Below are 14161 nucleotides of genomic sequence, written 5' to 3' on the forward strand. Positions count from 1 at the left end.
ATAATATTATTTAGTAAGAAAAATAACATTTTACAGCCCATTAGTGGGAAAGTTTACTTAAGAGAGGTGTAAAAGTGGAACAACTAGTGATAAAGGGCAATACGAGACTAACCGGTGAAGTTTTTATTAGTGGTGCAAAGAATGCGGCTCTTGCAATATTACCAGCTGCGATTTTAGCTAATGATGTATGTATAATTGAGAATGTACCGTGTGTTAAAGACATCAAAGTTTTATTGCAGTCAATGGAACAACTAGGTGTACTGGTCGAATATATAGATGAACATAAAATTAAAGTAGATACTAGAAATATTCACAATCTAAAAGTTGATTATGATTATATTAAGAAGATAAGAGCATCTTATTATTTGTTAGGAGCTCTACTTGGCAAGTATAGAGAAGCAGAAGTAGCATTACCAGGTGGATGTAATATTGGTAGTAGACCGATTGATCAGCATATTAAAGGTTTTGAAGCCTTAGGCGCAAAAGTTGAAGTTCAGCATGGTATAATTGAAGCTACAGCAGATAATTTAATAGGTACTAACATATTCTTAGATATGAGTAGCGTTGGCGCTACAATAAATATAATGCTTGCAGCTGTTCTTGCAGAAGGAACAACTGTTATTGAGAATGCAGCAAAAGAGCCACATATCGTTGATGTAGCTAACTTTTTAAATAGTATGGGCGCAAAGATAAAAGGTGCTGGTACTGATGTGATTAAAATAGCTGGAGTAGAAGAACTTCACGGAACTGAATATATGATTATTCCAGATCAAATCGAAGCTGGAACATATATGATTGCTGGTGCTATCACGGGTGGAGATGTTACTGTAACAAATATAATACCTAAACATATGGAGGCTATCTCAGCTAAACTTATTGAAATGGGTGCAGTCATTGAAGAATATGATGAAGCTATTCGTGTTAAAGCTAATGAACCATTAAAGAATATACATGTCAAAACATTGCCATATCCAGGATTCCCAACTGATATGCAGCCACAAATGACTGCGTTGTTATCAAAGACATCTGGAACAAGTATTATGACAGAAAGTATTTTTGAAAGCAGATTCTCCTATACTGATGAATTGAACAGAATGGGAGCTAATATAAAAGTGGAAGGTAATACTGCTGTTGTTGAAGGAGTTAAGCAGTTAACTGGAGCAGAAGTTGCAGCACCTGACCTTCGTGCAGGAGCAGGACTTATCTTAGCGGCATTGGCAGCTAAAGGTGAAACAGTAATAACTAGTGTTGAATTTGTCGATAGAGGTTATGAACATATAGAGCATAAGCTAGCGAACCTTGGAGCAGATATTTTTAGAGTTGCAGAGAAAGCAGATAAATCAATGTTCAAGGTGGTATAAATAATAACTATTAAAATGATAATAAAAAAAGGACTTTTGATAAGTCCTTTTTTAATATAGGAAGATATCTATTAATAAAGCATATAAATAAAATTTACGAATGGATGATGGGATGAAAATTACTATAATTACTGTTGGAAAACTAAAAGAAAAGTATCTGAAAATGGCAGTTGATGAATACAGTAAGAGATTGAGCAAATACTGTAAATTAGAGATTATAGAAGTCATGGATGAAAAAACTCCTGATAAAATGTCTATTACCCAGGAAATATTGATAAAGCAAAAAGAGGGACAAAAAATATTAAAGAATGTAAGAGATAACTCATATGTAATTGCATTAGAAATTGAAGGGAAAATGTTAACATCTGAGAAAATGGCACAAAAAATAGATAATCTAGGAATAGAAGGTAAAAGCCATATTACATTTATTATCGGTGGCTCAATAGGACTTTGGGAAGAAGTGCTGAAGAGAGCTGATTATAGATTAAGTTTTTCTACATTGACATTTCCCCATCAGGTGATGAGAGTTATATTACTTGAACAGATATATAGATGTTTTAGAATTAATGCTGGTGAACCGTACCATAAATAACGGCGATTTTTTGTGAGTTTCTACATATACTACACATGTGGAAGGGGTTTCGAGACGAGTAAGGAAATAATGTAAGTTGAAACAGTGATTAAGGATTGTAAATATTGTGTTTTGTAAAACAGGAATAATATGTTTAATGATTCCTGTTTTTATAAAAAAATTTAACATTTATAAATTATAGAAGAAAAAGAAAACTTAACTTTTCACTTTATATCTAAGCTAACGGGTATATATATATCGCTAATTGAATCAGCATTGTACGGACCCAAGTGTTGCTTTCCGTAATATTCAAAGTTAAACAAATATGGTAATTGGTAATCGGTTTCTGGTAAATATTCATTGTAAATGTATTTATAGGTATATCCAACTTGATTTGCTAACCCTTTATGTTGAAACTTTAGATATTTATGCTTAGAAATCACTTTCTCTGTTAATTGGATTGGAATATCTTCAAAGTCGCTTACTTCAACAGCAATATAAAAATAAATACTTTCAGTATCTTGTTCAGGAAACCAATATTGTAATTGATAAAACCGTTGGGGTTCAACTTTATTTTTAATAACACCTAAATGACTCATTAAATGCCCCCAAGGTTCAGACAAATTATTATTAAATTGAATATCATAATAAAATGGAATACCCACTAATTTTATATCATCTTTCACAATAAGTTCTGGAGTCGATTTCACAAGATGATCCATTTGTTGAATTCTTGCTGGTGTCAATTTTTTCATGCCTCGGTCCATAGGATACGTCTTATTTTTACGCACTTCAGAAGGAGATAATCCAAACATTTTCTGGAACGCCCGGGTATAAGCTTCATGGCTGCCAAATCCATACTTAAATGCAATATCAATAATTTTCATTTCATTCAAAATTACATCAGAAGTCGATAAGGTCAATTTTCTTCCAGTAATATAACTCTTTGGTGAAAATCCAGTTATTCCTTTAAATAGCCTACTATAATAGTAGGATGAGAAACCGTATTGCTTGGCCAGTTCAGGTATTAAAATGTTATTCTCAATAGTTTCTTCTATCGTGTTAATTGATTTGAAAATCGCATTTCGATTATTCATTGTAGCTCCTTATTCTTCAAAATTAAAAAAACTAGACCAATCAAATGTTGCTGAACCTTCAATTGAATCAGGTAACATAGCACACCATTCTGGTGTTCCCGTGTTTTTTGAAATATCTGTACATGGGAAATAAGGTTTTATATCAAGTACAGGTGTATCAATTTCTGCATCAATATAATGTGTATAGATGCGGCCATTTTTTATATCAACATTAGCAACATAAATAACAGTAAGTAATATTGGATTTGGTCTAATAGGTGATCTAGTTGCAAAAACACCAACTTCATCTGGTCCAGTCTTATATGGTTTTTTTATAACCACATTCTTTCTATACTCTATAGTATCATAAAGATTACCCCACCACAAAATATTTAAGTTAGTAAAACCAGTAAGACTAATTAGTCCATCTTTGAATTCATTCGCTAGTTGAATATAAAAACCTTTTTCATCTTTTTTTACAGATGCAATTTGTGTTAGATTTACATTCATTATTATCCTTCTTTCTACCGTAATTATTTTGGATTATATACCAATATTATGTTTACGGATATATATATTTGCTGTTACATATATAGTTTAACAAGTACAATGGACGTTATCTTGATAATAAATGTTGGAAATAGTATTGGATTTGATGTTTTTTGCTCAATTGTTATGGAAAATTTTAAGATGAATAGAGAAATTTATTACGAATGTCTATTCAATATTCATGCAAAAGGTGATTATGAGACATGAATTAGTTTTTTTATGGAAGGGATCATTATAACATTTAAAGAAGCATTATTAGAAGAAAAAGGACGTGAAAAACAGTACGAATTACTAAGAGAACTTATATTGATGAAGAAGAATTAGAAATGTAAGGGAAGGAGGTCACAAGATGGAGAAGTTAAAAACGGAACAAACAATTACTACTAAAGAAAGTACAGAAACTACATTACAAAGTGAAACCAAGGTCAAGAATAACCTCTATCTTGTGACTTCACATTTCAGGGAGTAAACCCTTGAAGAATCAATGCTCCAAGCTATTGGGTGAGAAGCATTAGAAAAGGCAACTCATAAAACAGATGAAAAACCGTCCCGTAAAGGTTAAAATAGAAAAGACAATTGCAGCACTATCACCAGCAGAAAAAGTGAAAAATAGGCTAGAATCTATCTTGAACGAAGGAGTGACAGGATGAATTATATTTATGAGAATTATATTGCTGAAAATAAAGTAGTCATTCATTGATAGAAAATATAAAGAGTGTGGTCATTGTATAAAAGATTAATAAAAAACCGCCGCTGTAGTATATACGGTGAACCGTACCATAAATAACTGCGGTTTTTGAAGCAACCCCCTTAACTAATTAATAGTTAAAGGGGCTTTTTAAAAGACTAGGTAGATTATTAATTAATTCTTGACTTTTGGTGTGAGCAATGAAAAAATTAACATGATAAGGCTTAATACAATAAGTGGTAGATTACCTACTTCTCCTGGCGCTGTCCCAACTGTAGTAATAGGTTTACACGCTGGAATATAAGTTGCGCGTACGAGATACTCAACAAACATAAGCAGATACATTAGTGGTATCATCGCACGATATCTTAAAGATGTAATTAAATATAATATTCCAATAATTAATTGTGAAAGACCCCACAAGCTAAAAATACCTATTACAGTAGCTTCACCAGCTTTAGTAAAGGTGTCTAGGGGAATCGTTGCAATAGACTGTGCACCTCCATCTGCTGCAAATAAGTGATGCTGACTGCGCCATAATGTCAGAGCTGTTAAGGCATAAAAGAAATATTGAGCAAACTTGTAGCCAGTATAGTTATTATTGATGTTTTTGGGGAAAAGTTTATTAATCAATTTTTTCAAAATTAACATCCTTCCTTCAATAAAGTTATTTCGAATAATCTGGTAATGTAGATAAAATAATTTTAATAAATGTTGCGTTGTAACTTTTATGGTTATATTATATAATGTTGTAGAGCGGATTTCAATAGATGGACATTATCTTATACACATGAGGTGATATGTAACATGAAAAGAGAAAAGCAGATTAAAGAATCAAAAGACTTGATAAAAAACGCATTGTTTAGGTTGCTAGAAGTTAAAGACCTAACAGAAATTACTATGTCTGAGATTGCAAAAGAGGCTGGTTTAGTACGTATGACATTGTACAGGCATTTTAAGGAGAAAGAACAAATTTTACTATATTGTTTTGAAACTTATTTGCAACAGGTTCTTATAGAGATTGGTAATCAAGAGAATCCAAGTCTAAATGATCTTCTAAGGTTTCGATTCAAGGTGCTAAAAGAATCCCCCTATACAAATCTTTTAATGAAATGTGATCAACTAGATAAGCTCTCCCAAAGAATTGGTAAAAAATTTTCAGAAAACTTTAGAGAATTATTGCCTACCATAGATGATATATATTTAAAAGAATTTGTTGTAGGAGGTATTGATGCTATAACAATACAATGGATTGAGGGCGGCATGAAAGAATCTTATGTAGAGATGGCAGACAAGATAACGAAGATAATACAAGTATTGTCTGATAATAAATTATCTGATTAATTATTTCTCTATCTAATAGTAGAAATCCCATAGCCATAATTAAAATACTAGAAAAATGGATAACTTAAAATAGATATCATGGAGGTATTTATGATTAAAAACTATCTAGAATTAAGTAAATCAGAAAAAATAAAGCTTATAGAATTTATTAATAGAGATAAAGTAAGTAAATCATCTTTTGAAGAAATAGACAAACAAATGTTGTCTGAGGATTATGGTTTCGGTAAAGGAGTCATTATAAAAATTGACGAAGCTGAAGTAAGTGGAAGAGTAGTAATTGTATTGAAGGAATGTAGTCAAAAAGGAATAGCATATGTAATTAATTTAGATATAAGTGAAAAAATAGATGATAATGAAAAAGTTGTATCTGATATAATAACTGAAGCAAAGCAAATAGCCAAAAAAAATGGAGCAGAAGAAATATTCTTAGGGGTGTCAGATCATAAAATAATTAGAATTTTAAACTCTTTAAATTGGGAAAAGAAATATTCTGCAATAAAAATGATACTGGAAGATAGAAAAATCAGATATTCACCTCTAGATATAATCAAGTTATCAAAAGATAATAAAATAGAATATTTAAAGATTTATAATGATGCATTTAGTGAAGTTCCTAATGGGGCTTCGTTAACAGAAAAAGAGGTTGATGAGTATATAAAAAATGCAGATGATAATAATCTCTACTATATAGTAACGGTAGATAATGATATGGTGGGATTTTTACAAGTCTATATTGAAGATGGTGTGGGAGAATTTGATTTAGGATTAATTAAAGCTGCTAGAGGTAAAAAATATGGGAAACGACTTTTAGAAACCGCAATCAAATTTCTTAATACAAAAGAAGTGACGAAAATTAGATTATCTGTTGTAACAAATAATAAGTTAGCTTATGATATGTATAAGAGTAGAGGATTCAGACAAAGCGAACTGATTAGTGATTGGTTTGAACTGAATAAGAAAAAATAACAGAATGAAAGGAAGGATGTTTATATGAATAAATACGTAATACTCGCAAATCCAGGGCATAATCGTATTTATTTTGATTCAGCACTTAAAATCGCTAGTTCAGAGCTTGAAGCGATTGCTGGAGCATATGATATGAAGATTAATAATATTGAAGAGGTAGAGCTAGGACTCCCAGCATCAATAGGTTTTTCTACAGATAGAGAGTTGAAAGATGAAGATTTTCGAGTTTTAGGATTTTCATCTATTTATTATGCTTTATTTGAAATAGTAGAAGGTGAATTGTTAAGACCTATTTGTATTCCTGATTTTCATACTTTCCCTGAGAGTATGGTTCAGATTTTAAAATATAATGGTAAAACAAACGAACAATTTACAAGACTCATGGTTAATCTTGCTCTTAGTTCATGTAATACACACAGTAATAAGATTACTCTATTTGATCCAATGTGTGGTAAAGGAACTACTTTATATGAAGGGTTCATTAGAGGATATGATGTTAAAGGGATAGAAATAAATGCACAATGGACTAAGGAAATCGGGACCTATCTTATTAGATTTTTGAAAGAAGGAAGGTATAAGCATAAGGCTATAAATTCTAAGCAGTCTAATTCAAAAGGTAAAAAGATAGCAGATGTATTTACCCTTACATCAGCAGCTAATAAAATTGATTATAATAATGGAAACATACAGACGTTTCAAATGTTTAATTCGGATACTACATTAGCTAATATTCTTGTTAAGAAAAAATCATGTGATATAATCGTATCTGATTTACCTTATGGAGTTCAGCATGGAAGTAAAAACAATAAGGGCTCAGATATATCAAGAAGTCCATTAGAGCTTATTAAAACAGCTATACCCGCATGGAATCATGCGTTGAAAGTAAAAGGAAGTATGGTTCTATCATATAATGAGTTTACAATGAAGTATAGAGATATATCAACAGTATTACAAGAAAACGGATTTAAAGTATTGAATGAACCACCCTATAATGATTACTTACATAGAGTTAATCAATCAATAAATAGAAACTTGATAGTAGCTGTTAAGATATAAGAATATAGATGAAGTTAGGATGAATCATATGAATGAAACAAATATTAGATTGAAGAAAAATTTTATCGATAAGATAGCAGGAGGATATCCTCTTATTGAGAAAAACGCAGTTATTGACACTGATAAGCTTACTCATGAAGGAATGGTCATTAATCTTATTGACAATAATGGAAAGTTTGTTGCAAAAGGCTATTATGGTAAGCAAAACAAAGGGAATGGATGGGTATTAACATATAATGAACAAGATAAGATAGATTACGAATACTTCAGAAATGAAGTTGAAAAAGCTATTAATCTTCGTAAGGAAATGTATGATGATAGAGAAACAACAGCTTTTCGTGTTTTTAATGGTGAGGGAGATAATATCGGTGGAGTGACTATAGATTACTATGACGGTTATTATTTAATTAATTGGTATAGTGAAGGAATCTATATGTTTAGAGAGCATATCATTAAGGCGTTAACAGAGATAACGGAATATAAAGGCATATATCAGAAGAAAAGATTTAGTGATGGGGGAAAATATATAGATCAAGATGATTTTGTAATTGGTGAAAGAGCTGATTTTCCTATTATCATAAAAGAAAATGGAATTAATTTTGCTGTTTATCTTAATGAAGGGGCTATGGTAGGTTTCTTTATTGACCAGAGAGTTGTTAGGAATATGATAAAAGAAAAGTATGCGAAAGATAAGAATGTATTAAATACGTTTTCTTATACAGGTGCATTCTCTGTTTTTGCAGCAAAAGGGGGAGCCAAGAAAACTACGAGTGTAGATTTGGCTAATAGGAGTAGAAAAAAGACTATAGAGCAATTTAGTATTAATAATGTGAATCTAGATGAGCAAGATATAATAGTAGAAGATGTATTTAAATATTTTAAATATGCAGTAAAAAAACACTTGCTGTTTGACTTAGTTATTCTAGATCCACCTAGCTTTGCGAAATCTAAAAAACATATATTCAGTGCATCAAAAGATTATACAAATTTATTGAAAGAAGCTATCTTAATAACTGAAAAAAGTGGTATAATAGTAGCATCTACTAATTGTAGTTCTTTTGATATGAAAAGATTTAAAGAATTTATGAGTAGAGCGTTTCACGAAACAAATAATGAATATAATATTTTAGAAGAATTTTATTTACCAACTGATTTTAAGGTTAATACTAAATATAAAGAGAGTAATTATCTAAAAGTGTTATTTGTAGAAAAATTATAGTAATGTGAATGCTCGAAAAGTAATTAGTATAAGAGTTAGTAATTTACTTTTATGAATTAATCATAAAAAATAAGGGAGGATATAGTTGTGAATGCAAAAAATAAAGAAATCATTAATAATTATCTAAGTATCTATAATGAAATAAAATCCAAATTAGACAAGGATATATCTAATGAAACAATAAAAATAGTATCTTTATTATATTCTATATCCAACAGACCCTTTCAATTAGAATTATTTGATGAAATGAGCGAAAGAATCAAGAGAAAGGTGGGATTTTCGCCCCTTAGTGGCGAATTAAGATTCATAATAGCGACTATTCTAATAATTAAATATGATTATCCGTTTACTAAGATAAACTTTTTATTAGATAATATTCAGTTGGTTAATGAATTTGATTTGTATTCACAATATAGTTTGTTTATTGCATTCATTTTGTTAGATGAGAAAGATGTAAAAGAACGATTAGAAGCTTCTAGAGATATATATTATGATATGCAGGATCAGCATTCTTTCATAACTGGTGAGGAAGATTATACTTTTTCAGTACTTTTGTCAGAAGCAGGAAAAGATACTGATAGGTTAATGGAAGAGATAGATTATTATTATAAGAATTTAGCTAAAGATTGTTTTCGCAGAGGCAATAATCTGCAATTACTGTCTCATATTCTTGCATTAGTGGTCACAGAAGATAAAAGGGATATGGTTATTGATAACTGTATATCAATCTATAAATCAATGAAACAAAAAGGGATGAGAATAAAAGGTGTCATCTTTGCACTTATAGGATTGATGAGTGCTGTTGTCTTAGAGGATATCGAGTTGGAGGTTGCAGAGATATACGAAGTTTACCATCTGTTAAACAGTACTAAGTATTTTAAGAAAAACAAAAATTTCAATCTAGTAGTAGCAATGTTTACAATACTTGATTTGAAAGATAATGATAACCATACTCTATATTATATTGGTGATGACAAGTTTCAGACTAATCTTCAATACTCCTTACTAGTAGCTATATTATCAAAAATTATTTCTACCGATTAAATAATAAATAGCTATTATATTGAACTTAAACATCTATAAAATCATTTCAATAAGTTCAATATATTTTCCTTGATTTTTTCCTTCATATAATGTACAATTTTTGTGAAATAATAATTAAAATAACATATTTAATTTCATTTGAATTGCATATTATACTATTGACGATGTAACGGATTTGATTTTGCAAAATTATAATGTATTTATATAGTGGCTGAGTATAAATTTTTTGAAAGTTTGTATTATAGCTGCTTATTTATGAACAAAATTAACCTTATACTTACTATTATGTTAAGTTGAAATATATTGTAATATAGTATATATTTAATATAAGTAAAAAATTACGCAATTTATTTGATAATTAGAAAAACATAGGTATAAAGTTCTAATTAAATAATTAATATATATTTCATTAAAAAGAAGGAGTAGTTATGGAAAGAACTGTTTTAGTTATTGAAGATGAAATTATTATGAGAGATTTAATATCTGTTGCTTTTAGAGAGAATGGATTTCAAGTATTAGAAGCTGCTGATGGACAAGAGGCTCTAGAGATTTTTGAAGAGAATTCTGTTGATTTGGTATTGCTTGATATTGTAATGCCCAAATTAGATGGTTGGTCGGTATGCCGACGAATAAGATCAAAATCTGATGTAGTGATTATAATGCTTACATCAAGAGATGATGATGAAGATCAATTATTAGGTTTTGAATTAGGGGTTGATGAGTATGTCATAAAGCCTATTAATATTCAAGTATTATTAGCTAGAAGTAAAAGATTACTAGAAAGAGTTGCCAATAATGATGATAGATTAAAAAATATTATAGATAAATCAGGTATTACAATAGATAAAGCTGCATATTCTGTATTGTTAGATGATGAAAAGATAGAATTTGCTCCAAAGGAATATGAACTCTTAGTATTTCTTATAGAAAATGAGGGCAGGGTGCTTACAAGAGAGAAGATACTTGATACTATTTGGGGATATGATTATTTTGGAGATTATAGAGTTGTTGATACACATATAAAGAAAATAAGAAAAAAATTAAAAGCTAAAGCAAAATACATACATACTGTTGTTAGAGTTGGATATAAATTCGATACTATATAGGCTGGATTAAATAATTGCGATAAACCCATCAATTATTTAGAGCTATTAGGCTAATAAAATCAAGAAAAATATATTGAACTTATTGAAATAGGGGTATAGATGTTTGAATTCAATTATATAATGCATAAAAATTCTTGTATAACGACTAAATATGTGAGATACTTAATTTAGTATGACTAAATATGTTTAATTTGTAGAAAATATAATTAGTGCTAACTTTTTAGTTGTTGTTATTATAATATGAAAGGATTGTATTAGACTAGATGAAAATTAAACTGGACCATGGTTATATGAAAAAAATTAAATACATAACATTAGGTTTTGTAATAATTTATATCATTTATTTAGTCATGACTAATATTGGTGATGTAATAAATGGTGCTTCTGATGCATTTTCGTTTATAGTTAAGATACTGTCACCATTCTTATGGGGACTAGTTATTGCTTATCTGTTAAACCCAATTGTAAAATATTTCGAAAAAGTTATGAGTAAAATAAAAATAAACAAAAAATGGGAAAGAACTCATAGAAAACAAAAAAAAGCTATTGTTAGAGGTGTAAGTCTTGTATTGACTCTTGTTTCTATAATAACTATACTTACGTTACTTGTTAATAGTGTTTTTGTTATGATTAATGGTAGTTTTAGAGATTTTAATATCACTGATTTGATTAAACAGTTAACTGAAACCTTTGAAAATTATTCCAAAGAATTAGGAGGAATAGAAGAATCTCTTAATAAAATGGGTATAGCTGCCAATATTACACAGTTTTTAAAAGAATTATTAATAGATATTGTAGATCAAATAAAAGCTATTGCAACTTCTGTTACAGCTAAAGTAACCACCATAGGGAGATATATAATTGACATTTCTTTTGGTTTTGTATTTGCTTTCAATTTCATAATGAACAAAGAATATTTTCATAATTTACTTGAAAATGCACTAAGATTAACATTAAATGATAAAAGGAAAAATAGCCTAAAAGAAATTTTACATGAAATTAATATTGTATTCCTTAGTTTTATTCGTGGTAAAATTATTGACCTTACGTTATTAAGTTTTGTAACAGTTATCTCACTTATAATAATACAATCTGACTATGCATTCATTGTGGGTACATTCGCAGGATATACTAATATTATACCTTATCTAGGGACTTGGATTGGTATTATACCAGCCGTTATCATTGCATTAGTAAAAGACGGATGGCAAGAGGCTGTATTTGTAGGTGCATATATTGTAATTATACAACAGGTATATTACGTCTTTGTCAGTCCCAAAATTCAAGGTAAAAGTATTGGTATGCATCCAGTGTTCATATTACTTGCTATGTTCGTATTTGGTAAATTCTTTGGTTTACCAGGTGTAATCTTATCTATACCTATGGGTGGAATCGTTAAAATATTTATCAATAGATGGGCAAAAAGACGTCAAGATAAGAAAAATATAGTTTTGGTAGACCTGAAAAAATGACATTTGCAATTATAATAAAATCAAGGTAGAATATATAAGGTGAATCAATAACAATTATTATTCAAAAATTATATAGAAGCATTCAACTTATAAAAACAAGGTAAATATCATTGCGATTTTGTGTCGCTTCATTATTAGACGGAGGTCTTAGGATGTATAACAATTATGTTTTTAATTTATATGGTACTTTGATAGATATCAAGACAAATGAAGAGAAAGACGAGATTTGGGAAAAATTTGCTATCTATTATGGTTACAACGGTGCTCATTATGAAAAAGAAGAACTAAAAGAAAAGTACAATAATATAGTTAATAAACTTATTAAGATGAATAGTAAATATGAATGTCCAGATTATGAGATTGAAGATGTATTTTTTAAATTGTATAAGGATAAGGGAATAAAACCTAAGAAAAAGGCAAAACAAGCAGCGAAAACTTTCAGACTATTATCAACAGAGTATATCAAATTATATGATGGGGTTATGGAGACTCTTGAAAGACTTGCAGCTGAAGGCAAAAAAATCTATTTATTATCAAATGCTCAAAAAGCATTTGCTAATTCTGAAATTAAATACTTAGGGATTAAAAAATACTTTGATGGTATATGTATATCATCTGATGTAGGTATACGTAAACCGGATACTAAGTTTTACGAATACTTTTTGGAAACTGAACAACTTGATCCACAAAATACTGTATTTATCGGTAATGATTATATTGACTTAAAAGGTGCTAATGATATGGGAATTGATTCCTTGTATATACATTCTAATTTATCAAATGAACAACCAGAAGATGTAGCATCTAAATATAAGATTTTAGATGGTGATATACGTAAAATCTTTGATGTTATAGATTAATAAAATTTTTCAGGGTAGGTGAGAGTAATGAAAAAGCTTGTAAAATCTAGAAAAAATAGAAAGATTAATGGTGTCTGTGGAGGCATAGCTGAGTATTTGGATGTAGATCCAACAATTATTAGATTATTATTTACGATTGGAATAATATTTGGTGGAGCTGGATTATGGGCTTACATTATTTGTGTATTTGTTATTCCAGATGAGTGAGAATATATAAGCAAAGGGCTATTTTATGTACTAGTTACATAAGATAGCCCTTCACTTTTACAGGTGGGTTTTTATTCCAAAAGTAGTATCGTAATCTTTTATGGCATAAGATAATTCTTCAAAATGTTCTTTTTCTTCATTTATAACTTCATTATATACCTCATATACATCTCTGTATTTATTACTGGTGAGTATATATTCATATAAGATAACTGCTTCTAATTCTCCCTTAATATCACTTCTTATAGAATTAGGTATATTAATTCTTGTATCGGATTTCAATGAAAAACAGTTACTATAATCAATATCTATATGACCTTTTGTTTCTTCAAATAGTTTTTGTTGCATAGGATCATATTTTCTTAGTAATTCAGAAAACATAGAAAAATGACGTATTTCTTCATCCCTAATATGCATCCATAATTTAACGAGGGATGGGCAAGTACTATTATGTATATGATAATTATATTGATTAATAGCTACAATCTCTGAAATTAATGATTCTCTTATACAATTAGTTAATTTGCTAGCTATACCTTGAGGTTGACCTTCGGTTGTATAACTCATATAGTCACCTACTATTACTGTATTCTCTTAATTTTATTCGTCTTTAGTACAGATTATTCTAATATTGATTAATAA

General features: G+C 29.3%; 15 protein-coding genes. 11 read left to right on the forward strand and 4 right to left on the reverse strand.

Annotated elements, in window-relative coordinates:
• Positions 1–74: 74 nt before the first annotated feature.
• Positions 75–1361 carry a UDP-N-acetylglucosamine 1-carboxyvinyltransferase gene (locus ACX6CF_RS01505; protein WP_458783525.1) on the forward strand — a complete coding sequence of 429 codons (1287 nt, stop codon included), beginning with the start codon at positions 75–77 and terminating at the stop codon, positions 1359–1361.
• 112 nt (positions 1362–1473) lie between these two features.
• Positions 1474–1953 (forward strand): 23S rRNA (pseudouridine(1915)-N(3))-methyltransferase RlmH, encoded by a 480-nt coding sequence (gene rlmH / locus ACX6CF_RS01510; protein WP_458783526.1) that lies wholly within the window; start codon positions 1474–1476, stop codon positions 1951–1953.
• A 203-nt stretch (positions 1954–2156) separates the two neighbouring features.
• Here the strand turns inward: rlmH and ACX6CF_RS01515 are convergent, their stop codons facing one another.
• The 3 genes from ACX6CF_RS01515 to ACX6CF_RS01525 form a co-directional block, all read right to left on the reverse strand.
• Complete coding sequence (locus ACX6CF_RS01515) at positions 2157–3029, reverse strand: AraC family transcriptional regulator (protein ID WP_458783527.1); 873 nt, start codon at positions 3027–3029, stop codon at positions 2157–2159.
• A gap of 9 nt (positions 3030–3038) precedes the next feature.
• Entirely contained in the window at positions 3039–3518 is a 480-nt protein-coding gene (locus tag ACX6CF_RS01520) for a TrmO family methyltransferase domain-containing protein (RefSeq protein WP_458783528.1), read from the reverse strand.
• A 901-nt stretch (positions 3519–4419) separates the two neighbouring features.
• Positions 4420–4887 carry a hypothetical protein gene (locus ACX6CF_RS01525; protein ID WP_458783529.1) on the reverse strand — a complete coding sequence of 156 codons (468 nt, stop codon included), beginning with the start codon at positions 4885–4887 and terminating at the stop codon, positions 4420–4422.
• Positions 4888–5052: 165 nt separating this feature from the next.
• On the opposite strand from ACX6CF_RS01525, the gene ACX6CF_RS01530 reads away from it, so the two are divergent.
• The 9 genes from ACX6CF_RS01530 to ACX6CF_RS01570 all read left to right on the forward strand — a co-directional run bounded on the left by ACX6CF_RS01530 (position 5053) and on the right by ACX6CF_RS01570 (position 13519).
• On the forward strand, positions 5053–5589 hold the full coding sequence (locus ACX6CF_RS01530; RefSeq protein WP_458783530.1) for a TetR/AcrR family transcriptional regulator: 537 nt from the start codon (positions 5053–5055) through the stop codon (positions 5587–5589).
• Positions 5590–5679: 90 nt separating this feature from the next.
• Positions 5680–6555 carry an N-acetyltransferase family protein gene (locus ACX6CF_RS01535; protein WP_458783531.1) on the forward strand — a complete coding sequence of 292 codons (876 nt, stop codon included), beginning with the start codon at positions 5680–5682 and terminating at the stop codon, positions 6553–6555.
• A gap of 24 nt (positions 6556–6579) precedes the next feature.
• A complete protein-coding gene (locus tag ACX6CF_RS01540; protein WP_458783532.1) occupies positions 6580–7611 on the forward strand; it encodes a TRM11 family SAM-dependent methyltransferase in 1032 nt (343 codons plus the stop codon).
• Positions 7612–7639: 28 nt separating this feature from the next.
• Positions 7640–8830 carry a class I SAM-dependent rRNA methyltransferase gene (locus ACX6CF_RS01545; RefSeq protein ID WP_458783533.1) on the forward strand — a complete coding sequence of 397 codons (1191 nt, stop codon included), beginning with the start codon at positions 7640–7642 and terminating at the stop codon, positions 8828–8830.
• 87 nt (positions 8831–8917) lie between these two features.
• Positions 8918–9874: a DUF4003 family protein gene (locus ACX6CF_RS01550; RefSeq protein WP_458783534.1), complete on the forward strand. Its 957-nt coding sequence runs from the start codon at positions 8918–8920 to the stop codon at positions 9872–9874.
• A gap of 428 nt (positions 9875–10302) precedes the next feature.
• A complete protein-coding gene (locus ACX6CF_RS01555; protein ID WP_458783535.1) occupies positions 10303–10980 on the forward strand; it encodes a response regulator transcription factor in 678 nt (225 codons plus the stop codon).
• Positions 10981–11243: 263 nt separating this feature from the next.
• On the forward strand, positions 11244–12452 hold the full coding sequence (locus ACX6CF_RS01560; protein ID WP_458783536.1) for an AI-2E family transporter: 1209 nt from the start codon (positions 11244–11246) through the stop codon (positions 12450–12452).
• A 152-nt stretch (positions 12453–12604) separates the two neighbouring features.
• Entirely contained in the window at positions 12605–13312 is a 708-nt protein-coding gene (locus ACX6CF_RS01565; protein ID WP_458783537.1) for an HAD family hydrolase, read from the forward strand.
• Positions 13313–13339: 27 nt separating this feature from the next.
• Positions 13340–13519, forward strand: coding sequence for a PspC domain-containing protein (locus tag ACX6CF_RS01570; protein ID WP_458783538.1), 180 nt, complete (start codon positions 13340–13342; stop codon positions 13517–13519).
• Between the two features lie 57 nt (positions 13520–13576).
• Here the strand turns inward: ACX6CF_RS01570 and ACX6CF_RS01575 are convergent, their stop codons facing one another.
• Positions 13577–14086, reverse strand: a complete 510-nt coding sequence (locus ACX6CF_RS01575; RefSeq protein WP_458783539.1) for a ferritin family protein — start codon at positions 14084–14086, stop codon at positions 13577–13579.
• Between the last annotated feature and the right edge of the window lie 75 nt (positions 14087–14161).

Source organism: Vallitalea sediminicola, from assembly GCF_054408565.1.

Excerpts from the sequence above, each read along its gene's own strand:
- rlmH (WP_458783526.1), top strand. The coding sequence starts at position 1,474 with ATGAAAATTACTATAATTACTGTTGGAAAACTAAAAGAAAAGTATCTG.
- ACX6CF_RS01515 (WP_458783527.1), bottom strand. The coding sequence starts at position 3,029 with ATGAATAATCGAAATGCGATTTTCAAATCAATTAACACGATAGAAGAA.
- ACX6CF_RS01520 (WP_458783528.1), bottom strand. The coding sequence starts at position 3,518 with ATGAATGTAAATCTAACACAAATTGCATCTGTAAAAAAAGATGAAAAA.
- ACX6CF_RS01530 (WP_458783530.1), top strand. The coding sequence starts at position 5,053 with ATGAAAAGAGAAAAGCAGATTAAAGAATCAAAAGACTTGATAAAAAAC.
- ACX6CF_RS01535 (WP_458783531.1), top strand. The coding sequence starts at position 5,680 with ATGATTAAAAACTATCTAGAATTAAGTAAATCAGAAAAAATAAAGCTT.
- ACX6CF_RS01540 (WP_458783532.1), top strand. The coding sequence starts at position 6,580 with ATGAATAAATACGTAATACTCGCAAATCCAGGGCATAATCGTATTTAT.
- ACX6CF_RS01545 (WP_458783533.1), top strand. The coding sequence starts at position 7,640 with ATGAATGAAACAAATATTAGATTGAAGAAAAATTTTATCGATAAGATA.
- ACX6CF_RS01555 (WP_458783535.1), top strand. The coding sequence starts at position 10,303 with ATGGAAAGAACTGTTTTAGTTATTGAAGATGAAATTATTATGAGAGAT.
- ACX6CF_RS01560 (WP_458783536.1), top strand. The coding sequence starts at position 11,244 with ATGAAAATTAAACTGGACCATGGTTATATGAAAAAAATTAAATACATA.
- ACX6CF_RS01565 (WP_458783537.1), top strand. The coding sequence starts at position 12,605 with ATGTATAACAATTATGTTTTTAATTTATATGGTACTTTGATAGATATC.
- ACX6CF_RS01570 (WP_458783538.1), top strand. The coding sequence starts at position 13,340 with ATGAAAAAGCTTGTAAAATCTAGAAAAAATAGAAAGATTAATGGTGTC.
- ACX6CF_RS01575 (WP_458783539.1), bottom strand. The coding sequence starts at position 14,086 with ATGAGTTATACAACCGAAGGTCAACCTCAAGGTATAGCTAGCAAATTA.